Genomic DNA, 20,505 nt, shown 5'->3' with positions numbered 1-20,505 from the left:
CCGGGTGCATAAGAGCGTCCCGGGGGCGCCGGCGGCCCGCCCCCCGCGCCGCCGATTACGCCTGGGCGCCCGTCAGCTGATCGCGCTCGCGTGGCTGCCGGCCCTGGCGGCCCTGGCGGCCTTCGGAGTCTGGGCAGTGCTGTCCGGCAGCTGGGCCGATCAGTCCGCCGACCACGGGCGCCGGGTCGAGGCCGTCTCGCGGTCGCCGGGGGAGGACGCTGCGACCGCGCCCCGCCTGCCCTTCCTCGGTCCGGCGGGCGGCTGGGTGCGCCTACGCGTCACCGGAAGCGGGGGGTGTCTCACCGAGGGCCGCGGCCCGGATGCCTCATCGGGGCCGGCCGCCGTGCTCGGACCCTGCTCCCGTACCTCTCCTCGCACCTACCTGCAACCCGTCGGCGACGGGCTGTACTACATCCAGTGGCACCGCCCCGGGCGCAGGGCGGACTGCCTCACGGCCACTCACGGCAGCGGCCAGGTGCGGCGGCTGCGGCCGCGGACCGACTGCGGAGGCGATCCGTCCACCCAGTTGTTCCGCTTCGACCCCGTCGGCGGGTCCGCTCCGTGCGGTTACCGCCTCCGGCTGTCCTTCAGCGCCCTGTGCGTGGGCCTGAGCGGCGAGCGGTCACCCACCAGTGACCGCCGCGTCCGCGAAGAGCCCTGCACCGGCGCGTCCGGTCAGCTCTTCCGGATCGAGACGCTCCCACGCGGACTGCCCTCCTGATGTCTCGGCGCACCGGCACAAGGCACGCGCGGCCCGGCCCTCGCCCACGTGCCCCAGCCCACGGGCTCATTGCCTCACCGCACTCGTGCGGCCGCCACCGCCACCGCGCTCGACGCCATCCCACCGATCCGCGGCACCCGTGGCCGACCCCGGCGCCGGCCCTTGGCGGTCTACGCCGACCGCGGCTATGACCACGACTGCTACCGCCGCCAGGGGCGGGCCAAGGGCATCAAGGCCCTCATCGCCCGGCGCGGCACCGAGCACGATTTCGGCCTGGGCACCAAGGGATGGGTGATCGAGCAGACCATCGCATACCCACGTTGCGTGAGAAGTTCTCAGCCGAAGATGGTGCGGAAGTAGGGCGCGCCGGCCAGCGGCGCGGTCGCGGTCCGCAGGCCGCGGCTCATCGGGGGTTCTCCGCGTGCGTGAGGGTCTCCCAGGCGACGAAGAGGTTGTTGGAGCCGGCCGGGCGGCCCTGCTCGGTGAGCTTCTGCGTGTTGGTCATGGCCTGGCCGAGCCGGCCGTGCAGCGCGTTGAAGCCGACCTCGGTGACCGGGCCCAGGCCGCGCTTGACGCTGCCGCCGCACAGCCAGCTCGGCGGCGCCTCGCCCAGCTCGTACTTGGCCTGGAAGCCCAGCGCGTAGCGCAGCCGCTCGCCGACGTCCGTGCCGTAGAGGTCCTGGCCCTGGATGCGGCTGGTCTCGGCGATGTGCGAGATCGCGGAGATGCCGTATCCGGTGTGGGTGAGGTCGCGGCAAGTCTCCTGGGTGAGGCCGTTCACGAACGTGGACTGGCCCTGCCAGTACTTGATGATCTTGTCGCGGCTGTCGAGCCCGCTGCCCGGCGCCGTCTTCGGCAGATCGCCGTCGCCGCTGAGGTAGACGTACGCCGGCACCCGGCCGCGGAACTTCGCCATCGCCTTGTCGTACGACGCCTTGTCGTCGAGGAAGACGGAGATGCCGACGGCGGCCTCCATCATGCTCAACTCCCAGTTGCCGTTGGAGTTCGAGCCCTTGATGACCTTCGGGAGGTAGACGTCGCGCAGCATGGTCTCGAAGCGGTCGACCTTGTCCTGCGCCCAGCCCCGGTAGCTGTACCGGATGATCTCGGCGGCCCGCGGCCACGAGGAGCCCGCCCAGCCGGTCTGCAGCGGGGCGTTGGAGTTGGTGTGGCCCTCGATGGTGCCCGACCAGGCGTCCATCAGCGCGATCGCCTTCACGGCGTACCGCTCGTCCCGGCTGATGTACCAGATCAGCGCGTCGGTGTACGCGGCGAGCGCGTCCTCGCGCTCGTCGGTGCAGCCGTGGTCGGGGTCGGAGTAGGAGCCGCACTCGACGATGGCGCGGGGCTTGGGCGTGCGGTCCAGCGAGGCGTACCTGCTCGCCTTCATCTGGTCGTAGGCGCTCTTCCAGGGCTGCGCCCCGGAGTTGACCTTCTCCCGTACGAAGTCGAGCTGGCCGCTGGAGACCAGGACGCCGGGGTGGGTGAAGGCGGCCGGCGCGGCGGCCCCGGCCCGGTCGGCGGAGAGGGACCGGGGCGCACCGGTGGCGGGGCCGGCGGACAGGGCGGTGGCCAGGGTGACCAGCAGGGCGGTGGCGGCGAGGAGCGCGGTACCGGTGGTACGTGCCGCGTGGCGGGGGCGTCTCTGCACAGGCATGTGGGGGTTCCGTCCTTGTATGTGAACGGTGATCGCCTCTATGGACAGGCGCGATGGTCGGTGAACCTAAAGGTCTGAACCAGGCATGTCAACACTCGGCACCGGAACCGCCCGCACGAGCAGCGCCCCACGCGCTGCCGGCGCCTGGGCTGACGCAACGTCAGCCCAGGCGCGGGTCTCAGGCGGGCTTCAGCGGGTCGTGCCCGATGTTCATCAGCCCGTGCCGCCAGTCCACGCCACCGGCCTGCGGGTCGCGGTGGTCGGCCCGCTGACTCTCCACGATCTCGCACACCCGCCGCATGACCTGCGCGTCCTCCTCCGTGAGGTCGGTACGGCGCTTGCCGAGGATCTCCGCCACGTGCCGGCCGATGGGCGCGCCGGCCTGGTCGGGGACCACCTCGGAGTCCTGCCCCGCGGCCTGGACGCTCAGCCACTCGTGCAGCTCACGCGACGTCATGTTGACGACGGAGTGGAACGTGTCCCACAACTCGTTGCTGACCTGCGCTGTCACGACATGCCTCCTCGGGTTCGCGGTTGCCGGGCACACGATCGCCCGGGCTGTACGCGCACAGGTAACCCACGACGGATCGGGGCAAACCCGCCGCACCCGGACCGGCCCACCGCCGGGCGGGCGACGGTCAGCGACGGGGGACGCCCCGCATCCCCACCTCCGCGTCGACCAGCCTTTCCAGCGCCTCCTCGGGGTTTGCAAGGCCGGGTACGCAGACCACGTCGCCGCGCTCCAGCGCGGCCAGCGAGGCGGTCACCACCTCGTCCACCGGCATGCCCCCCTCCGCGTGCACCTGCTGCTCCTGCCCCGCGACCGACTCCTCGCCCGTCGTCAGGTGGAACTCGGTGGCGGTGAGCCCGGGGCACAGCACCTGGATGCGCAGCGGCGAGTCCGCCAGTTCGGCCGCGAGGGTGCGGGTGAAGGTCACGACGTACCCCTTCGTGCCGCCGTAGACGGCGCGTCGGGGGAGCGGGTCCGGCGGCAGCGAACCGGCGAAGGCCAGCCGGGAGGCGACGTTGACCACCGCGCCGCGGCCGCGCGCCAGCATGCCGGGCACGGCGGCCCTGGACAGCACCGTCAGCGCCGTGACGTTGACGTTCAGCACCCGCGTCAGCAGCGCCGGGTCGACCTCGTGGAAGTACCCGTAGCCGTTGATGCCCGCGTTGTTCACCAGCAGCGCCACGTCGTCCTCCGTGACCCGCTCGGCGGTGCGCGCCAGGTCCTCCGGTACGCCCAGGTCGGCGACGAGCGTCTCGACGGCGATCCCGGCCGACTCCCGCAGCCGACCGGCCAACTCGTCCAGCCGCTGCGCCCGCCGCGCCACGAGCACCAGGTCCCAGCCGGCCTCGGCCAGCCGTTCGGCGTACCGGGTGCCGATGCCCGAGGAGGCCCCGGTCACCACGGCCGTGCCCGGCCCCGTCGGCTCCGCGCTTCCGGCTCCGGTCGTCCCCATTCCCGACACTCCTTCACTGTTCGACACCCGGCCCACGGTTGGCACGAGCTGATCGGTACTCAGGCCGGTGGCCGGCAGGTAACCGGAACACACTACTCCGCGCACGGTTCGTCGCCCGACACCCGGCGTGCGTGCGCCGCGGCCACTCACGCAGCGTCACGATCTCCCTGGTTTTCCGCCGACAGCCGGGTGGGAGCCATGTCCGGCATGCGACCGGCACTCCGTACCGCTCCGCGCGTTCGGGGGCCGACCCGAGAACGTCCAGGAGAGACCATGAAGCCGACGCCCACAGGGACGAAGGTCACGGCGGCCGCCGCCGTCATGGTGGCCGCGCTCGCCGTCCCGGCCGCCGCCACCCCGCCCGGCCTGTCGTGCGACACCGGCAAGCACGCCGACGACGCATACACCGGTTACGCCCGCTGCCGCAACAACGGCAGCGCACCGCAGACCTTCTGGGTGCATCTGGTCTGCGGCTGGGCGCCCGACGCGGACGGTGAGCGCGTCACGCTCGACCCCGGGCGGACCGGCCGGTCGACGGGCCGCTGCGGCGGCATCGGCACCGGCGTCGGGGAGATCCAGGTACGGCCGTGACACCGCGAAATCGCTGGGCGGGGGCCCTGCCGTTCGGGTGGTGGTACGTGTGCCGCTTCGCAGACTCGGCTACTGATCGACCCGTGGGGCGGTGGGAACGCACCGTCCCTTTCCGTGGCAACCGATGGAGGTACCGATGGTCCGCACCGCGCTGCGCTTGGCAGCGGTCGCAGTTCCCGTCACCGCACTGGTCCTTGTCGCCGGCGGCACCGCGTCCGCGCACGACGACGACGACTTCCTCAAGAGCCGGATCATCATCACGCAGTCGCACCAGCACGGCAGCGGCACCGGGCACGACGGGTCGTACGCCTACGGCGGCGGCACGACCTCGGTCTACATCCAGACCGGCATGGGCGAGGACCTCGCCTTCGACGGCGACTGACCGGGTACCGCCGGCCGGGCCCCGCTCCTCATCAAGAGGGCGGGGTCCGGCCGCGTGACGGGGGAGGTCAGCCGGCGTTCAGCGGCGGCACCGCCGGGACCTCGATGGCGTTGTCGATGTCCTCCTGGGTGAGGCGGAACTGCTCCGGGTAGGCCTCGCGCCGGGTGCGGCGGTCGGGTTCGGTGGTGCGCCAGGTGTAGAGGCAGCGGGTGCACTGGAGTACGTCCCAGACGCCGGGGACGGGGGAGTGGGCGAGGGTGTGGAGCGCGTCGTGCGCACAGCGGGGGCAGATCATGAGCATTCCAGGTCGGTAGATCTCTGAGGCGATGAGTGGGTAAGTCGATGAAGCGACGTTCCTGACGGGCGCGCCGCGCGTCAGCGCTTCGCCAGCATCGACGTCAGCCGGCCGATCCACTCCTTGGTCTCCGGCAGGTCGCGGACCGGGGTGCTGAAGTTGCCGCGGTTGTCGGGGGAGACCGGGGTGGTCGCGTCGATGATCATCTTGCTGGTGATGCCGGCCGGGGTGGCGGCCGGAGCCAGTTCCAGGACGGACAGGTTCGGGATGATGACGACGTCGTCCTTGGGGTTCACCTTCGAGGACATCGCCCACATCACCTGCGGGAGGTTGAAGGGATCCACGTCCTCGTCGACGAGGATCACCTGGGCGACGTAGCCGAGGCCGTGCGGCGTGGTCATCGCCCGCATGCCGACCGCCTTGGCGAAGCCGCCGTACCGCTTCTTCGTGGAGATGATCACGGCCAGGCCGTGCGTGTACATGGCGTTGACCGCCTGCACCTCCGGGAACTCCGCACGCAGCTGCTTCAGCAGCGGTACGCAGGTGTTCGGCCCGACGAGGTAGTCCACCTCGGTCCACGGCATGCCCAGGTACAGCGACTCGAAGATCGGATTCGTGCGGTACGAGACCCGGTCGATGCGGACGACGGGCATCCGGCGCCCGCCGGAGTAGTGGCCGGTGAACTCGCCGAACGGCCCCTCGATCTGCCGCTTGCGCCCCTCGATCACGCCCTCGATGACGACCTCCGAACCCCAGGGCACGTCGAAGCCGGTGAGCGGCGCGGTGGCGATCGGCGCGGGCGCACCGCGCAGCGCACCGGCCATCTCGTACTCGGAACGGTCGTACCCCATCGGCATGCCCGCCACGATGGTCGTCACCGGGTCGTTCCCCAGCGTGATTGCGATGGGCAGGTCCTCGTCGCGGCTCTCCGCCGCCTTGAGGTGCAGGGCCACGTCGTGCACCGGCACCGGCTGGATGGCCAGCCGGTCGCGGCCGATGACCTCCAGGCGGTACGTGCCGACGTTCTGCTTGCCGAAGTGGTCCGGGTCGTCGGGGTCGCGCGAGACGACCGCGGCCTTGTCGAGGTAGAAGCCGCCGTCCCCGTCGTTCAGGCGGAAGAGCGGCAGCACCTTGAAGAGGTCGACGTCCGCGCCCTCCACCGTGTTCTCGCGCCAGGGGGCGTCCTCACGGCGCTCGGGGGTGACGGGGAACGCGTCCCAGCGGCGCGCGAACTCCTCGACCTGGTCCTTGACCGAGGTGGCGGCGGGCAGGCCGAGCGCGAGGGCGTGGTTGCGCCAGGAACCGTGCACGTTCAGCGCGATGCGGGCGTCGGTGAAGCCCGTGACGTTGTCGAAGTAGAGGGCGGGCGCGCCTTCGCCGATGCGGCCCGCCGCGTTGGCGGCGGCGGCCAGGTCCGGCTCGGGCAGCACCTCGTCGGTGATGTGCAGCAGCTGCCCCTCCTTGTCGAGGGTGTTCAGGAAGCTGCGCAGGTCGTCGTAGGGCATGGGGGTACTCCTGTGATGAGGGGAGGCGAGGGCGGGGCGGGCGTCAGGCGGCGCGGGCCGCGCGCATGCCCTCCCACCGCTTCGCGGCCGGCGCCGGCAGGTCGAACTGGTCGATCACGCGGGCCGTGATGTGGTCGACGATGTCGTCGACCGAGGCGGGGTGGTTGTAGAAGGCGGGCATCGGCGGCACGATCTGCACGCCCATCCGGGCCAGCGCCAGCATGTTCTCCAGGTGGATCTCGCTGAGCGGCGTCTCCCGCGGGACGACCACCAGCTTGCGGCGCTCCTTGAGCACGACGTCGGCGGCGCGGCCGACCAGCCCGTCGGCGTAACCGGCCCGGATCCCGGCCAGCGTCTTCATCGAGCAGGGCACGATGATCATGCCATCGGTCCGGAACGAGCCGGAGGAGATCGACGCGCCCTGGTCCTCGGGGCTGTGCACCACGTCGGCCAGCTCGGCGACCGCACGGGCGCTCCGCCCGGTCTCCAGCTCGATCGTGGACCGGGCCCAGCGGCTCAGTACGAGGTGGGTCTCCACCTCCGGCAGCTCGGCCAGGTGCTCCAGCACCCGGATCCCGAACACCGCACCGGTCGCCCCCGTCATTCCCACGATCAGCCGCACGTCACACCTCTGCTCTCCGGCAGCTTCCGGCTCGTCGCTGCCTCTTCTGCGACCGTAGGAGGAGGTAAGCGGAAGGCAGCGGTACGCTACGGACTCGGTATGGGGAAAAACGGACAGCTCTCGATCACGGACGTCGCCTACCGGCCCTCGCTCGGTGCTCCGCTGGGCATGGACGTCCTGGACTTCGCCGAACTGCGGGCCCGCGGTCACCGTCGCGGCATCGATCTCGCGACGCCCCAGCGCCCCGGCTTCCACCATCTGATCCACGTCGGTGCCGGCACCCTGCGGCACACCGTGGACTTCTCGGAGTACGCGCTGGGCCCCGGCAGCTGGCTGTGGATCCGACCGGGCCAGGTCCACCAGTACGTCGCCGAGGACCTGGCGACGGCGCGCGGCACCATCGTCATCTGGCAGCCCGGCTTCGCCGACGCCGAGGCCCCCTTCGAGCAGGCGCCGCTGGTGCCGGAGGGGCCGCACCTCCGCGCCACCCAGCTCGCCCTGCGCCACCTCACCCACGAGTACGCCGACCTGGCGTCCATCCCCCTCCCGGCGCACATCGAGGCGGTGCGGCTGCTGCTGACCGTGCTGCTGCTGCGGCTCGCCCACGCCCGTCCGGAGGCCCCCGCCGCGCACCGGCCCGGCGGTACCTTCGCGCACTACCACGCGGCCGTCGAGCGCGACTTCGCCGACACCCACCGGGTCTCCGACTACGCCGACGCGCTGGGCTACAACACCCGCACCCTCACCCGCGCCACGCTGGCCGCCACCGGGCTGACCGCCAAGCAGTACCTCGACGCGCGCATCCTCCTGGAGGCCAAGCGCCTGCTGGTGCACACCGATGCCTCGGGCGCGGAGATCTCCCGCCGGCTGGGGTTCCGCGAGCCCGGCGATTTCTCCAAGTTCTTCCGCAAACGGGACGGCCGTACGCCGCAGCGGTTCCGGGCGGTGGCGCGCGGTACGACCCGGCCGGCGGTACCGGGTGAAAATCCGACGACTCGGTGACCTGATGGACCTCGGTCGGCCATCAGGGGCAATCACCCGAGCGTCGCCCTCCCCCCGGCGGCCCGGAGGGGAAGCATGGGGGCCGATCAACCCACCTACCTGAAGAGGTATGACATGCGCAAGACCTTCGCTCGCACTGCCGCGGCCCTCGCCATCGCCTCGGCCGCCATCGTCCCGCTGAGCGGTATCGCCTCCGCGCACGACGACGACGGCAGCGGCATGGCCAGCGGCTCCGCGACCACCGCCATCAGCGTCGGTGGGCACGACGGCGTCACCACCTTCGGCAACGCCGGGGCCGTCGCTTACTGGATGGAACAGATGGACGCCGGCACCAACCACTGACCGGGCCGGGCGGCGGCTGAGTCGCCGTACCGTCCGGCGGCGGTGCCGCACCGACGCGGGTGCGGCACCGCCGCTCGTGCGTTCAGGGCGTACCGGCCCTGTGCTGACAGTGCGTCAGGATGCCACGGCGGCTGCCGCCGCCCGCCCGGCGTCATGGGCGTGGATCCACCCGAAGTCCGCCGGAACCGTGGCCAGCTTCCGGTCCCGTCGCTCGGCCGCCGGCCCGTCGGGCAGGTGCAGCAGGCCGGAGGTGACCCAGGAACTGCGCTGCACCTGCCGGGTGCGCACCCGGCGCAGCCGCTCGTACCGCCGCAGCGCCACGTCGTACGCCTCGGATCCGCCGGCCGCCCGCGCCCCGGCCAGACAGTCCGCCAGCGTCACGGCGTCTTCGACGGTCTGGTTCGCGCCCTGCCCGTGGTGCGGCAGCATCGCGTGCGCCGCGTCCCCGACCAGCACCGCGCGCCCGCGGCTCCACCGCCGCAACGGTGCCTGTCCGAACAGCCCCCACCGGGCGCTCTGCGGGGCGCCCGACAGCATCTCGATGATCGCCGGGTGCCAGCCGTCGAACGCGGCGAGCAGTTCGCCGGGTGCCGCCTCGGCCCGCCAGGTGTCCTCGCTCCACCGCTGCGGTCCTTCCACCACCGCGAGGAAGTTGACCGTGCCGGCACTGTCGATGGGGTAGTGCAGCACATGGGCGCCGGGGCCCATCCAGAACTGGATGGCGCCGGGGTCGGGCAGCGACGGCATCGCCTCGGCCGGCACGAGGCCGCGGAAGCCGCTGGTGCCGGAGTACACGGTGACGTCCTCGTCCGTGACCCGCCGCCGCACCGCGGAGTGCACGCCGTCCGCGCCGACGACCAGGTCGGCCCGCGCGCTGCGGCCGTCGGCGAACTCCAGGCGTACCCGGCCGCCGTCCCCGCCCGTGGGGCCCGCACCGGTGGGGTCCTCGGTCACGCCGCTGACCGCCGCGCCGAGGTGCAGCCGCTCGCTGCCCCACGCGTCGCCCAGGATGCGCTGGAACGCCGCCCGGTGGACGCCCAGGTAGGGCCCGCCGAACCGCTCGCGGTACGAGGCGCCGACCGGGTGCGCGGCGATGCGGCGGCCGTCCTTCCAGTGCCGGTGGATCAGCTCGGTCGGCTCGGCACCGGCCGCCGTCAGCTGCTCGTCCAGGCCGAGCCGGGCGAGCAGCCGGGTCGCGTTGGCCGACAGCGCCACCGCCGCGCCCACCTCCCGCAACTCCGGGGCCTGCTCGTGGATCTCGGCGTCGATGCCGCGGGCCCGCAGGGCGAGGGCCAGGGTGAGCCCGCCGATGCCGGCCCCCACGATCGCGATGTCCGGGCCACTTGCGCCCATGCCCTGCCTCCTCGTCTCGCTTTTTTGATGTACCGATCGGTACATCAACGGAACGCGTTGGACCATAGATGTACCGATCGGTACAGTCAAGGGGTGCCTCGTGCGACCGATCCCGGAAAACGGACAGAACTACTGGACAAGGTGGTGCACCACCTCGAACACCACGGGCTGGCCGGCCTGTCCCTGAGCCCGCTCGCGGAAGCGGTGGGGACCAGCAAACGCATGCTGCTCTACTACTTCGGCAGCCGCGAGAACCTCCTCGCGCAGGCCCTCGCGGCCAGCCGGCCCGACGCCGAGGCCATGTTCGGCACCGTCCACGACGCCGCCGGGCTGCACAGCGCCGCCCGTGCGCTGTGGGAGGCCATCACGGTCGGCAGGCAGCGCGGGCTGGTCCGCATGCTGCTGCAACTGCTCAGCCTGGCCACCACGCAGCCGGAGCCCTACGGGGCGTTGGCGGCCGACGCCGTCGAGGTCATGGTCGGCCCGATCGCCGCCGCGTACGTCCGGCTCGGGCACGCGGAGCGGGACGCCCGGGTCCGGGCCACGCTCCTGGTCTCCGGCCTGCGCGGCCTGTGCCAGGACCGGCTGGTCACCGGCGACACCGACCGCATCGACGCCGCGGCCCACCGCCTCATCGAGGACGCCACCAGCCCGGCCGGCTGAGCCCCGCCCGCAGGACGGCGGTCAGGGCGTGTCCGCGTACCGCCGTGCCAGTTCGGCCACGGTCCGGGCCACGGCGGCGCGCAGTTCGGGCGGGCCGAGCACCTCCGCATCCGCGCCGAGTCGCAGCAGGTCGGAGACCGCAACGGCCGTCGTCTCGACCGGCATCCGCACCTCCACCCAGCCCTCGTCGTCGGGCGGCCCGGCCGTCTCCAGCGCGCGGGTGCCCGCCGCACCGAACTGCATCGGGAGCATCCGCCGGGCCCGGGGCGCGATGCGCAATCGCGCGGTGCCCTTGTACAGCGCGCTCTCCAGACGGCGGGCGGACTCCGTCCAGTAGGCGGCCAGGTCGAACCCGTCGGGCCGCTCGAAGGGCTGCCCGGCGGTCGTTACGGAGCGGAGGCGCGAAATACGGTACGTCCGCGGCGTGTTGTCCGCCGACGCCACCAAGTACCAGATCCCGCTCTTGAGTACGAGGCCCAGCGGGTGCAGCACCACCTGGCGGTCCTCGCCGCCCCACCGCCGGTAGTGCACGTGCAGCACCTGCTGTTCCCACACCGCCTGCGCCACCGCGGCCAGGTGCGGCACGGGGTCGGCGGCCCGGAACCAGGCGGGCGCGTCGAGATGGAACCGCTCCTGGATGCGCCGCGCACGGTCGGCCGGCCCGGCCGGCAGGGCGGCCTGCAACTTCAGCTGGGCGGTGGCCAGGACCGCGCCGAGGCCCAGCTCGCGCGCGGGGCCGGGTGCCCCGGCGAGGAAGAGTGAATCGGCCTCGGCGTCGGTGAGCCCGGTCAGCCGCGTGCGGTACCCGTCGACCAGGCGGTAGCCCCCGGCCGGGCCGCGGTCCGCGTACACCGGGACGCCCGACGCGCCGAGCGCCTCGATGTCCCGGTAGACGGTGCGGACGGACACCTCCAGCTCGGCGGCCAGCTCGGGCGCCGTCATCCGCCCGCGGTTCTGGAGCAGCAGGAGCAGGGAGAGCAGGCGGTCGGCGCGCATGGCCGACATTGTCGCGGTACCTGACAGAAGGTGTCAGGTACCGCCGCCAGGCTGGTCGCACACCGCGCGGAACGAGCCGTGCGACCGATCGAGAGGGCGGCCATGCCCGTACAGACCTCCGGCCACTTCACCTACGCCGACTGGACGGAGCGCGCCGTCGGTCCGGGTGCGGACCACCCGAAACTCGCGCACGCCTCCGTCGCCAACTCCTTCACCGGCGGCATCGAAGCGGCCCGGACCACCTGCGAGTACACGATCGGCTACGGGACGGCGGAGACCGGGACGTTCACCGGCATGGAACTGCTGGCCGGCAGCCTCGACGGGCGTGCGGGCACCTTCGTGGTGGAGGAGCGCGGCTCGTTCGGGGCGGACGGGACCGTGCGCTGCACCTTCGAGGTCGTGCCGGGAACCGCCACCGGCGAGCTGACCGGGCTGCGAGGCACCGGGTCCTTCACCGCCGTGCGCGGGGAATCGTCCATCCCGTACACCTTCGAGTACGACCTGGACTGACGTCCGGGGCCGGCCGGAGCCGGCGCCGGACAGCGGAAAGGCCGGTGGACCATGGCGCCACCGGCCTTTCTCGGCATCCCGTCCTTCAGGACTGGGGACGGCTGCCGTGATTGGCACCGTTCTTGCGACGTGCCTTCTTCTTGCGGCGGCGCTTGGACGACATGACGGCTCCTTTCTCGCGTTGCTTTCGCCGAGATTCCACCCTTTCATACCGGTATCCCGCTCGGCGATCTCGGGGCCTCGTACCCAGCCCCAACCGCACAACGCCCCCTCTTTCCCGTGAGCCACCTCACGCAGTCGTATGACAAACATCCCGGCCATCACCTCGGACTCCGTGCGTTTCAGTGACCCGGGCCCCGGTAGTCGAGTGAAGCTCCGTTAGCCCCGCGCCGTCGCACGGAAGGTCGGTCACGTCACATCCTTGATGCGAGGGAGAGAGCACCGTGCGAACCCGACTCGCGGCAGGTGCGGCAGCCGCCGCCTCCATGATCGTCCTCTTCGGCGCCCCCGTGGTCGCCGCCCACGCGCCGGCATCCACCGCCGGCACCGTCCAGGCCGCCGACCCCGGCGACGAGGACCCCGTCAACGCCCCGGCGAACGTGCCGGGTGACCCGCAGCCCCAGCCACAGGGCGCCTTCCCGGGCGAGAAGCAGCCCGCCGAGCCGGGCCTCCAGCCGGGCGCCGACCAGGGTCGGCCGGCACAGGGCGACGCCACCAAGGGCGACGTCACCAAGGGCGACGTCACCAAGGACGACGCCACCAAGGGCGAAACGCCGCAGAAGGGCAACAACGGCCTCCTCGGCCAGAGCGGCAGGGGCGGCCTCCTGGGTCTGGGGCTGCTGGGCCTCTGACGGCCCGCCGGCACCGGCCGGCACGCGCAACGCCCGTACGAACCGAAGAACACCCGCGGCAGGGGGCCGACCGGACGGCGGCCCCCTGCCGCATGCCCGCGCCCGTGCCCGTGCCCCCCCATGCGTGTGGCCGAAAACGGGCGCGGACCGCTACCGCCCGGCGCGATCGACCGGCTACCGTGCGGACGCGTGACCCGTCTCCGCACCGTGTTCGGCGCACTCGGCCTGGCCGTCGGGCTGGCGGCCGCCCCTGCCGCGAGCGCGGCCCCGCAGCAGCAGGACGAGCGCCCCGCCGCTGCCGCCCGGCCGCAGGCCTGCACCGGAAAGTTCCACGACGACGCGCGGCTCGGCCCCAAGTGGCTGCCGAACAAGCGGCTGGCACCGGTCGGCCCGCTGCTCAAGGGGTACCAACGGACCGGCGCCCTCTCGCCCGGCGCCTTCCTCAAGAAGTACTGGGTGGGCCCGGCGGACTCGGGCAGCTGGAAGTACCCGCCCAACGACGGGTTCGCCGAGGTCAACGGCGAGGTGGACAAGGAGCCCACCAAGCTGCGCACCGGCCGGCGACTGGACCGCTTCGGCTCCGAGTTCGGCGGCTACCTGGCGCCGGCAGGCGACCCGTACGCCGAGCGCGCGCTGCCCCCGCAGAACCTCAACACCCGCGAGCCGGCCGCACCGTGCGACTACCACACCTACAAGGTCAGCAAGCCGTTCTGGGTGTGGCAGGGCAGCACAGCCCCCTGGTTCGAGCAGCCGGGCGGCGGTCAACAGATCAAGCTGGACGCGGTGTTCCTCGACCCCGGCGCGGGCCAACGGCTCAACGTGAAGTGGCTGGTGGACCACAAGTACCTCGCCCGCGCCGACGCCTGACCGGAGCGGACGGCAGGAAGGACGCCATGGACCGGCAGGAGCTGCGGTCCGCGCTGCGCGCGGCCGGGGTCGCCGACGGCCACTACCGCATCGAAGGCGTCCACGAACCGGCCCCCACGCCGCCCGACTTCCTCTTCCTGCGCAGGACACCGGACGGGGCGTGGGAGACCGGCGCCTACGAGCGCGGTGCGTACGAGGTCATCACCCGCCACCCGGACGAAGCGGCCGCCTGCGCCCACCTGCTGGCCCTCCTGACGTGAGGGCGTGCGCGAGCCCGGCAGCGACGGCCGCCCCGGCCCCGGTGCGGCCGGCGCACGCACGTGGTCACCGTACGCCGGTGCCCAGGTGTCACCGCACCGGGCGCACTCCGCACCCAGCTCCTTCAAGTTCCCCATCCGTCGCTCGTGCCTCACTTCCGGCCATCCCCTCTCCGCTCCGCCGCGCCCCACGCCAGGGGTGGCACGGTGTCAGCAGAACACCGTGCCACCACCGGGAGATGAGGCTCTTCGGCCACGACGCCCCGCCCCCGCGTGGGAACATGGCATGCGCTCGGCTCTTTCGCGGGAACGGCGGATGCCTTCGAGGCCATGACGTGCGGGCGCGGTCGGCTCGGCCTTTACACCCCTTCCGCCGCCTCCGGCAGTGCGTTCGCGCGGGCCACCTCCGCGTACCAGCGCGCGCTCGCCTTCGGGATGCGCTGCCCGGTCGGATAGTCCACGTACACCGCGCCGAAGCGCTTGCTGTAGCCGTAGCCCCACTCGAAGTTGTCCAGCAACGACCACAGGAAGTAGCCGCGGACATCGACGCCGGCCTCGATCGCGCGGTGCACGGCCGCCAGGTGGCCGTGCAGGTACGCGATCCGGTCCGGGTCGTGCACCGTTCCGCTGGGATCGACGTAGTCGTCGCACGCCACCCCGTTCTCGGTGATCATCAGCGGCAGGTCCGGCACCTCCGCCTTCAGCCGCAGCAGCAGGTCGTGCAGGCCACTCGGGTCGACCGCCCAGCCCATCGCCGTCGTGCTGCCCGGCGGCCGGTGGAAGACCACGTCGTCGGCGCCCGGCCACGGGCTGTGCCCGCTGGCGCCGTGGCCGTCGAAGGAGTGGTCCGCCGTCGTGCCGTCCGCCGCCGACACCAGCGTCGGCGTGTAGTAGTTCACCCCCAGGAAGTCCAGCCGCTGGCGGATCGTGGCGGTGTCACCGTCCCGCACGAAGGACCAGTCCGTCAGTCGCGCCGTGTCGGTCAGCAGGTCGGCGGGGTAGGCGCCGGACAGCAGCGGGCCGGTGAACACCCGGTTGGCCAGGGCGTCGATGCGGCGCGCCGCGTCCGCGTCCTGCGGGCTGTCGGTGCGGGCCCGTACGTGGTGGAGGTTGAGCGTGATGGAGACGTCCGCCTCGTCCGGCAGCCCCGCACGCAGCGCCTGGACGGCCTTGCCGTGCGCGAGGTTGAGGTGGTGCGCGGCCCGCAGCGCGGCCACCGGATCGGTACGTCCGGGCGCGTGCACCCCGGAGGCGTGGCCGAGGAAGGCGCTGCACCAGGGCTCGTTGAGCGTGGTCCAGGTGTGGACCCGGTCGCCCAGCGCCTCGACGGCCAGCGCCGCGTACTCCGCGAACCGGTCGGTGGTGGCCCGCTCCGGCCAGCCGCCGGCGTCCTCCAGCTCCTGCGGCAGGTCCCAGTGGTAGAGCGTGGCGACCGGCCGGATGCCCTTCGCCAGCAGTTCGTCGGTGAGCCGGCGGTAGAAGTCCAGGCCCTTCTGTACGGCCGGGCCGCGTCCGGTGGGCTGGATGCGGGGCCAGGACAGCGAGAAGCGGTACGCGCCCACCCCCAGGTCGGCCATCAGGGCGACGTCCTCGCGCCAGCGGTGGTAGTGGTCCGTGGCGACGTCGCCGGTGTCACCGTTGCGCACCTTGCCGGGCGTGCGCGCGAAGGTGTCCCAGATGGACGGGGTGCGACCGTCCTCGGCCGCCGCGCCCTCGATCTGGTACGCGGCGGTCGCCGTGCCCCAGAGGAAGCCGGGCGGGAAGGTGCGCGCTGCGGTGGGCAGCGCGGCGGGGGCGACGGTGTGCGATGCGGTGGTCAAGGGAGTCCTTTCCGGGACGGAAGCGGAAGCGGAAGCAGGGGAGTCGGCGGGAGCGGGCGGCGGGCCGGCGGTCATCCCTTCACCGCGCCCTGCATGATGCCGCCCACGATCTGGCGGCCGAAGACGACGAACATCGCCAGCAGGGGCAGCGTCCCGAGCAGCGCGCCCGCCATGATGAGCGACTGGTCGCGGACGTAGCCCGCGCTCAGCTGGGTCAACGCGACCGGGACCGTCGGGTTGGTCATGTCCAGCGCGATGAACGGCCAGAAGAAGTCGTTCCACGCGTGCACGAACGTGATCATGAAGAGGACGGCCATGGCGGGCCGGGCGACCGGCAGCACGATGCTCCAGAAGATGCGGAGCGAGTGCGCGCCGTCCACCCGGCCCGCCTCGACCAGCTCGTCGGGCAGCGCCTCGCCCAGGTACTGCCGCATGAAGAACACGCCGACCGCGCTGACCAGGGTGGGGAAGATGACCGCCGGCAGCTGCTGGCCCCAGCCCAGGTCGCTCATCATCATGAACAGCGGCACCACGCCCAGCTGCGGCGGCACCATCATCGTGCCGATGACCAGCATCAGCAGGACATTGCGGCCGCGGAAGCGGAGCTTGGCGAAGGCGAAGCCGGCGAGGGTCGCGAACAGCACGGTCGACAGCGCGATGACACCGGCCACGATCAGGCTGTTCGTCATCGCCTTGCCCAGCGCCGCGTCCTGCCACGCCTTGCCCAGGTTCTCGAAGAGATGCGGACCCGGCAGGAACGGCGGCGGCGTCCGGGAGACCCGGCTGTTGTCGCTGGAGGCCGCCACCATCGTCCAGTACAGCGGGAACAGCGACGCGAGCGTGGCGATGATCAGTAGCGCGTAGGCGACGGGCCCGGCGTGGTGCTGGCGTCCGGCCCCGGGCCGCAGGGACAGCCGGCGGCGGACGGGACGGCGTACTCGGTCGGCGGGTGCGGCCGGGCGCCGCTCCGGCGCGGGGACCTGGAGACTGTCGGTGGTCATGACTGGCCGCTCCTGGAGAGGACGCGCCGGGCACCGGCCGGGCGCGCGGTGAGGCGCCGGACGACGCGCTGGACGACGAAGATCAGGACCAGCAGCAGGAACATCGCCCAGGCGATGGTCGCGGCCCGCCCCATCTGGTAGTTCTTCCAGCCCTCCTCGTACAGCAGCAGGCCCAGGGTCTGGTACTGGTTGTCGGCGCCGCCCGTGATGCCGTTCGGGCCCTGGCCGAAGATCAGCGGCTCACCGAAGAGCTGGGTCGCGCCGATCGTGGACAGCACGATGGTGAAGACGACCGTGGACCGGATGCCGGGAATGGTGACCATGCGGAACTGCTGCCAGCGCGAGGCACCGTCCAGCGCGGCGGCCTCGTACCGTTCCCCCGGCACCGCCTGCATCGCCGCCAGGTACAGCAGCGCGTTGTAGCCCGTCCAGCGCCAGATGACGATCGCGGAGATGGCGAGCTGCGCCGCCCACTTGTCGTTCTCCCAGTTGACCGGGGACAGACCGACCAGCTCCAGCAGCCAGTTGATCATGCCGAAGTCGCGCTCGAAGAGCATCGTGAAGACCAGCGCCGCCGCACCCACCGACGTCGCGTACGGCGTCAGCGCCGCGACCCGGAAGAACACCGAGCCGCGCAGCCGGTAGTGCAGCAGATGCGCCAGCCCCAGCGCCATCAGCAGCTGCGGGACGGTGGAGACCACGCCGAGCGTGAAGGTGTTGGCGAGCGCGTTCCAGAAGCGCTCGTCCTCCCACAACGCCACGTAGTTGTCGAAGCCCACCCACTCCATGAGGTCCATGGAGGACAGCTCCACCCGGTGCAGCGAGATCCACGCGGTGTAGAGCAGGGGATAGAAGCTGAACGCGGCGAAGACGACGAAGAACGGGGCGACGAAGGCGTACGGAGCGCCGCGCACGTCCAGCCGGTGCCAGAACGTACTCCGCCGGAAGGTCTGCAGGGCCACCGGGATCCTCCTGTGTCGGTCGGGTACCCGGCGGTCAGCCGGCGGCCTTCTCAATGCGTTCGCCGGTGGTCTTCCAGGCCGCGTCCTTGCTCTTGCCCTGCTCCTCGATGAGCGACAGGCCCTGCTGGAAGATGTCCTTGATCGTGCCGTCCTTGCGGCCGAGCACCTGCTTGTCGGGGATCTCCCGGGCGGCGTCGCCGAAGATCTGGCCGATGGGCGCGCCGCTGAAGTAGTCCGACTTCGCCTTCGCCACCTCAGAGGCCTTCAGCGCCTTCTCCGACGACGGGAAGTTGCCGAGCTTCTCGAAGATGTAGGCCTGCTGCTCCGGGGCGGTGAGCCAGGCGATCAGCTTCTTCGCCTCCTCCTTGACCGGACTCTGCTCCATGACGCCGAGGAAGGAGCCGCCCCAGTTCGCGCCCTTGGGCGCCTTGGCCACGTCCCACTTGCCCTTGTTCTGCGGGCCTGCCTTCTCGCTGATGTGGGCCAGCATCCAGGCCGGGCACACGGTCGTGGCGAACGTGCTGTTGGCCAGGCCGGGGTCCCAGCCGGGCTGGAACTGGCGCAGCTTGGCCGTAAGGCCCGAGGAACCGGCCTCGGCCGCCAAGTCCCAGGCGCCGGTGACCACCGGGTTGTTCTTGTAGATCAGCTCGCCCTTGGTGTCGTAGAACTGCTGCGAGCTGCCGTAGATCATGGCGTTGAACAGACCGCTGGAGCTGTCCATGAAAGCCACGCCGTCGCCCTTGTAGCCGGCCTTGAACTTCCGCCCGGCGTCGACGTACTTCGACCAGTCACCCGCCCACAGCTGGGCGACCTTCTCGCGATCGGTGGGCAGCCCCGCCTTGGCGAACATGTCCTTGCGGTAGCAGACGGCCATCGGACCGATGTCGGTGCCCAGGCCGATGACCTTCTTGTCCGCCGCGGTCACCTGGTTCTGCTTCCACGGCAGGAAATGGCTGGTTCCGGGGACCTTGGCGAGGTCGGCGAACTTGTCGGCGCGGGTGTCCGCGAGCTCCTTGGCCCGGCCGACTTCGATGCCCTGGATGTCCTTGAGGCCGCTGCCCGCGGCGAGGTGGGTCTGCAGGGCGGTGTAGTACGTCTGCTCGTCGCCGGCTATCTCGGCCTTGATCGTGACGTTCGGGTGCTCCTTCTCGTAACGCTCCAGCAGGCCGGTCTCCTTGAAGCCCATGACGCCGTACAGGCCCATGGTGATGGTGACCTTGCCGTCCTTCACACCGCCGCCGGTGCCGCCGTCGTCGCTTGCGCCGCACGCGGCGACCAGGCCCAGCGCGGCGGTGGCCGCGACCGCGGCCAGGGATCTCCTTGCCATCGTTTTCCGAACGCTCGCCATCGTTCCCCTCCCGGGTTCATGTCGAAGTGGGTACGTTCCCATTCGCGGCAACCAGCCGCTGGGAACGTGCCCATCGATGTTCCGGAAGACTGGCCGCAGTCGGCGCCCGTGTCAATGACTTGAACACATACGGCAGTTGGCCCTCCGCTCGCGGGACACCCGAAGCCCGTATGCGCACCCCGCAGGGTCTGGCACAATGCGCTGGTGACAGCCCAGTGACAGCCCAGTGTCGGGCGCGAGGACGGGCAACGGCGGGGGAGGCGCGATGGCGGGCGGACAGCGGCCGACCATAAAGACCGTGGCGGCGCGCGCCGGCGTCGGCCGCACCACGGTCTCTCGGGTCATCAACGGCTCGACGCTTGTCAGCGACGAGGCCAGGGCCGCGGTCCTCGCCGCCATCGACGAGCTGAAGTACGTCCCGAACTCCGTCGCCCGCGGCCTGGTCACCAGCCGGACCAACTCCGTCGCCCTGGTCATCCCGGAGTCGGAGTCCCGGCTGGGCGCCGAGCCGTACTTCGCCGCCGTGATCCGCGGCGTCAGTACAGGCCTCGCCGACACCCGGACCCAACTCCAACTGATCCTGGTCCGTGACCAGGGCGAACGCGACCGGCTCACCGAATCCGTCGCGGAGCGGCGGGTGGACGGCGTGCTGCTGGCCTCGGTGCACGAGGACGATCCGCTGCCGGCGCTGCTGGAGGGCATGGGCCTGCCCACCGTGCTCGCCGGGCGCCGCTCGCCCGAGGAGTCGCTCAGCCACGCCCACGCCGACAACGTCGGAGGCGCCCGCGCGGCCGTACGGCACCTGCTGGACCGCGGTCGCACCGCCATCGCCACGGTCACCGGACCGATGGACATGGACGTCGGCCGCGGCCGGCTCCAGGGCTGGCAGAACGCGCTGCGCGAGGCCGGGGCGCGGCCCGGCGAACGGCTGGTGGCCCGGTCGGACTTCACCGAGGAGGGCGGCCGGACGGCCGTGCGCGCGCTCCTGGCGCGCGCCCCGGAGCTGGACGCCCTCTTCGTGGCCTCCGACGTGATGGCGGTGGGCGCGCTGGCCGAGCTGCGGGCGCACGGGCGGCGGGTCCCCGAGGACGTGGCGGTCGTCGGCTTCGACGACTCCTTCATCGCCCGGCACACCAGCCCGCCGCTGACGACCGTACGTCAGCCCGTCGAGGAGCTGGGCACCACCATCGCCCGCATCCTGCTGGCCGAGATCGCCGACCCCGACACCCCGCGGCAGCGCATCACCCTGCCCACGGAACTGGTGGTGCGCGAGTCCTCCTGAGGACCGGCACGCGGC

General features: G+C 72.0%; 24 protein-coding genes and 1 pseudogene. 12 read left to right on the top strand and 13 right to left on the bottom strand.

Translation table 11 applies throughout. The features are described from left to right. The first annotated feature begins 4 nt into the window (after positions 1 to 4). Positions 5 to 721: an RICIN domain-containing protein gene (locus IF20_RS00835; protein WP_052862935.1), complete on the top strand. Its 717-nt coding sequence runs from the start codon at positions 5 to 7 to the stop codon at positions 719 to 721. A gap of 108 nt (positions 722 to 829) precedes the next feature. Then, positions 830 to 1,027 (top strand): annotated as a pseudogene (locus IF20_RS37150) (IS5/IS1182 family transposase); the annotation flags it as partial. A gap of 97 nt (positions 1,028 to 1,124) precedes the next feature. Here the strand turns inward: IF20_RS37150 and IF20_RS00825 are convergent. The 3 genes from IF20_RS00825 to IF20_RS00815 form a co-directional block, all read right to left on the bottom strand. Beyond that, positions 1,125 to 2,378, bottom strand: coding sequence for an alginate lyase family protein (locus tag IF20_RS00825; RefSeq protein WP_052862934.1), 1,254 nt, complete (start codon positions 2,376 to 2,378; stop codon positions 1,125 to 1,127). A gap of 178 nt (positions 2,379 to 2,556) precedes the next feature. After that, positions 2,557 to 2,889 carry a DUF3140 domain-containing protein gene (locus IF20_RS00820; RefSeq protein ID WP_110943667.1) on the bottom strand — a complete coding sequence of 111 codons (333 nt, stop codon included), beginning with the start codon at positions 2,887 to 2,889 and terminating at the stop codon, positions 2,557 to 2,559. Positions 2,890 to 3,016: 127 nt separating this feature from the next. Continuing rightward, the gene (locus IF20_RS00815; protein WP_052862933.1) at positions 3,017 to 3,841 is read right to left on the bottom strand and encodes an SDR family NAD(P)-dependent oxidoreductase; all 825 of its coding nucleotides are present in this window, start codon (positions 3,839 to 3,841) and stop codon (positions 3,017 to 3,019) included. A gap of 273 nt (positions 3,842 to 4,114) precedes the next feature. Here IF20_RS00815 and IF20_RS00810 point away from each other — a divergent pair, with 273 nt between their 5' ends. Then, entirely contained in the window at positions 4,115 to 4,432 is a 318-nt protein-coding gene (locus IF20_RS00810) for a hypothetical protein (protein ID WP_052862932.1), read from the top strand. 136 nt (positions 4,433 to 4,568) lie between these two features. Continuing rightward, positions 4,569 to 4,814: a hypothetical protein gene (locus tag IF20_RS00805; RefSeq protein WP_052862931.1), complete on the top strand. Its 246-nt coding sequence runs from the start codon at positions 4,569 to 4,571 to the stop codon at positions 4,812 to 4,814. 67 nt (positions 4,815 to 4,881) lie between these two features. Here IF20_RS00805 and IF20_RS00800 read toward each other — a convergent pair whose 3' ends face one another. The 3 genes from IF20_RS00800 to IF20_RS00790 form a co-directional block, all read right to left on the bottom strand. Beyond that, entirely contained in the window at positions 4,882 to 5,109 is a 228-nt protein-coding gene (locus IF20_RS00800) for a non-oxidative hydroxyarylic acid decarboxylases subunit D (RefSeq protein ID WP_199896470.1), read from the bottom strand. An 80-nt stretch (positions 5,110 to 5,189) separates the two neighbouring features. Then, the gene (locus IF20_RS00795) at positions 5,190 to 6,614 is read right to left on the bottom strand and encodes a non-oxidative hydroxyarylic acid decarboxylases subunit C (protein WP_052862929.1); all 1,425 of its coding nucleotides are present in this window, start codon (positions 6,612 to 6,614) and stop codon (positions 5,190 to 5,192) included. A gap of 43 nt (positions 6,615 to 6,657) precedes the next feature. After that, positions 6,658 to 7,236 carry a non-oxidative hydroxyarylic acid decarboxylases subunit B gene (locus tag IF20_RS00790; RefSeq protein WP_052862928.1) on the bottom strand — a complete coding sequence of 193 codons (579 nt, stop codon included), beginning with the start codon at positions 7,234 to 7,236 and terminating at the stop codon, positions 6,658 to 6,660. Positions 7,237 to 7,335: 99 nt separating this feature from the next. Between IF20_RS00790 and IF20_RS00785 the strand changes: the two genes are divergently transcribed. Both IF20_RS00785 and IF20_RS00780 read left to right on the top strand, forming a co-directional pair. Then, on the top strand, positions 7,336 to 8,238 hold the full coding sequence (locus IF20_RS00785; protein WP_234426438.1) for a helix-turn-helix domain-containing protein: 903 nt from the start codon (positions 7,336 to 7,338) through the stop codon (positions 8,236 to 8,238). Between the two features lie 75 nt (positions 8,239 to 8,313). Next, on the top strand, positions 8,314 to 8,580 hold the full coding sequence (locus tag IF20_RS00780; protein WP_052862927.1) for a hypothetical protein: 267 nt from the start codon (positions 8,314 to 8,316) through the stop codon (positions 8,578 to 8,580). Between the two features lie 114 nt (positions 8,581 to 8,694). Here IF20_RS00780 and IF20_RS00775 read toward each other — a convergent pair whose 3' ends face one another. Then, complete coding sequence (locus tag IF20_RS00775; RefSeq protein WP_052862926.1) at positions 8,695 to 9,933, bottom strand: FAD-dependent monooxygenase; 1,239 nt, start codon at positions 9,931 to 9,933, stop codon at positions 8,695 to 8,697. A 93-nt stretch (positions 9,934 to 10,026) separates the two neighbouring features. Between IF20_RS00775 and IF20_RS00770 the strand changes: the two genes are divergently transcribed. Then, positions 10,027 to 10,596, top strand: coding sequence for a TetR family transcriptional regulator (locus tag IF20_RS00770; RefSeq protein ID WP_052862925.1), 570 nt, complete (start codon positions 10,027 to 10,029; stop codon positions 10,594 to 10,596). A 21-nt stretch (positions 10,597 to 10,617) separates the two neighbouring features. On the opposite strand, the gene IF20_RS00765 is transcribed toward IF20_RS00770, so the two are convergent. Next, positions 10,618 to 11,592, bottom strand: coding sequence for a helix-turn-helix transcriptional regulator (locus tag IF20_RS00765; RefSeq protein ID WP_199896426.1), 975 nt, complete (start codon positions 11,590 to 11,592; stop codon positions 10,618 to 10,620). 102 nt (positions 11,593 to 11,694) lie between these two features. Between IF20_RS00765 and IF20_RS00760 the strand changes: the two genes are divergently transcribed. Then, complete coding sequence (locus tag IF20_RS00760; RefSeq protein ID WP_052862923.1) at positions 11,695 to 12,102, top strand: DUF3224 domain-containing protein; 408 nt, start codon at positions 11,695 to 11,697, stop codon at positions 12,100 to 12,102. An 85-nt stretch (positions 12,103 to 12,187) separates the two neighbouring features. Here IF20_RS00760 and IF20_RS40830 read toward each other — a convergent pair whose 3' ends face one another. Then, positions 12,188 to 12,265 (bottom strand): 50S ribosomal protein bL37, encoded by a 78-nt coding sequence (locus IF20_RS40830; RefSeq protein ID WP_370443954.1) that lies wholly within the window; start codon positions 12,263 to 12,265, stop codon positions 12,188 to 12,190. A 280-nt stretch (positions 12,266 to 12,545) separates the two neighbouring features. On the opposite strand from IF20_RS40830, the gene IF20_RS00755 reads away from it, so the two are divergent. From IF20_RS00755 to IF20_RS00745, 3 genes are all read left to right on the top strand, one after another. Further along, positions 12,546 to 12,953, top strand: coding sequence for a hypothetical protein (locus tag IF20_RS00755; RefSeq protein WP_199896425.1), 408 nt, complete (start codon positions 12,546 to 12,548; stop codon positions 12,951 to 12,953). Between the two features lie 189 nt (positions 12,954 to 13,142). Next, on the top strand, positions 13,143 to 13,820 hold the full coding sequence (locus IF20_RS00750; protein ID WP_052862921.1) for a TNT domain-containing protein: 678 nt from the start codon (positions 13,143 to 13,145) through the stop codon (positions 13,818 to 13,820). Between the two features lie 26 nt (positions 13,821 to 13,846). Next, positions 13,847 to 14,080, top strand: coding sequence for a hypothetical protein (locus IF20_RS00745; RefSeq protein WP_052862920.1), 234 nt, complete (start codon positions 13,847 to 13,849; stop codon positions 14,078 to 14,080). A gap of 356 nt (positions 14,081 to 14,436) precedes the next feature. Here the strand turns inward: IF20_RS00745 and IF20_RS00740 are convergent, their stop codons facing one another. From IF20_RS00740 to IF20_RS00725, 4 genes are all read right to left on the bottom strand, one after another. Beyond that, positions 14,437 to 15,897, bottom strand: a complete 1,461-nt coding sequence (locus tag IF20_RS00740; RefSeq protein ID WP_052862919.1) for a GH1 family beta-glucosidase — start codon at positions 15,895 to 15,897, stop codon at positions 14,437 to 14,439. Between the two features lie 71 nt (positions 15,898 to 15,968). Further along, entirely contained in the window at positions 15,969 to 16,898 is a 930-nt protein-coding gene (locus IF20_RS00735; RefSeq protein ID WP_052862918.1) for a carbohydrate ABC transporter permease, read from the bottom strand. Further along, a complete protein-coding gene (locus IF20_RS00730) occupies positions 16,895 to 17,866 on the bottom strand; it encodes a carbohydrate ABC transporter permease (protein ID WP_052863444.1) in 972 nt (323 codons plus the stop codon). The genes IF20_RS00735 and IF20_RS00730 overlap by 4 nt, the downstream gene beginning before the upstream one ends. A gap of 28 nt (positions 17,867 to 17,894) precedes the next feature. Then, positions 17,895 to 19,208 carry an ABC transporter substrate-binding protein gene (locus IF20_RS00725; protein ID WP_052862917.1) on the bottom strand — a complete coding sequence of 438 codons (1,314 nt, stop codon included), beginning with the start codon at positions 19,206 to 19,208 and terminating at the stop codon, positions 17,895 to 17,897. Between the two features lie 265 nt (positions 19,209 to 19,473). Between IF20_RS00725 and IF20_RS00720 the strand changes: the two genes are divergently transcribed. Continuing rightward, positions 19,474 to 20,490, top strand: a complete 1,017-nt coding sequence (locus IF20_RS00720; RefSeq protein ID WP_052862916.1) for a LacI family DNA-binding transcriptional regulator — start codon at positions 19,474 to 19,476, stop codon at positions 20,488 to 20,490. Positions 20,491 to 20,505 lie beyond the last annotated feature (15 nt).

This window comes from Streptomyces niger (assembly GCF_000718305.1).
GTDB lineage: Bacteria > Actinomycetota > Actinomycetes > Streptomycetales > Streptomycetaceae > Streptomyces > Streptomyces niger.
The sequence above is the reverse complement of the archived record's forward strand: the minus strand, read 5'-3'. Positions and strand labels throughout refer to the sequence as shown.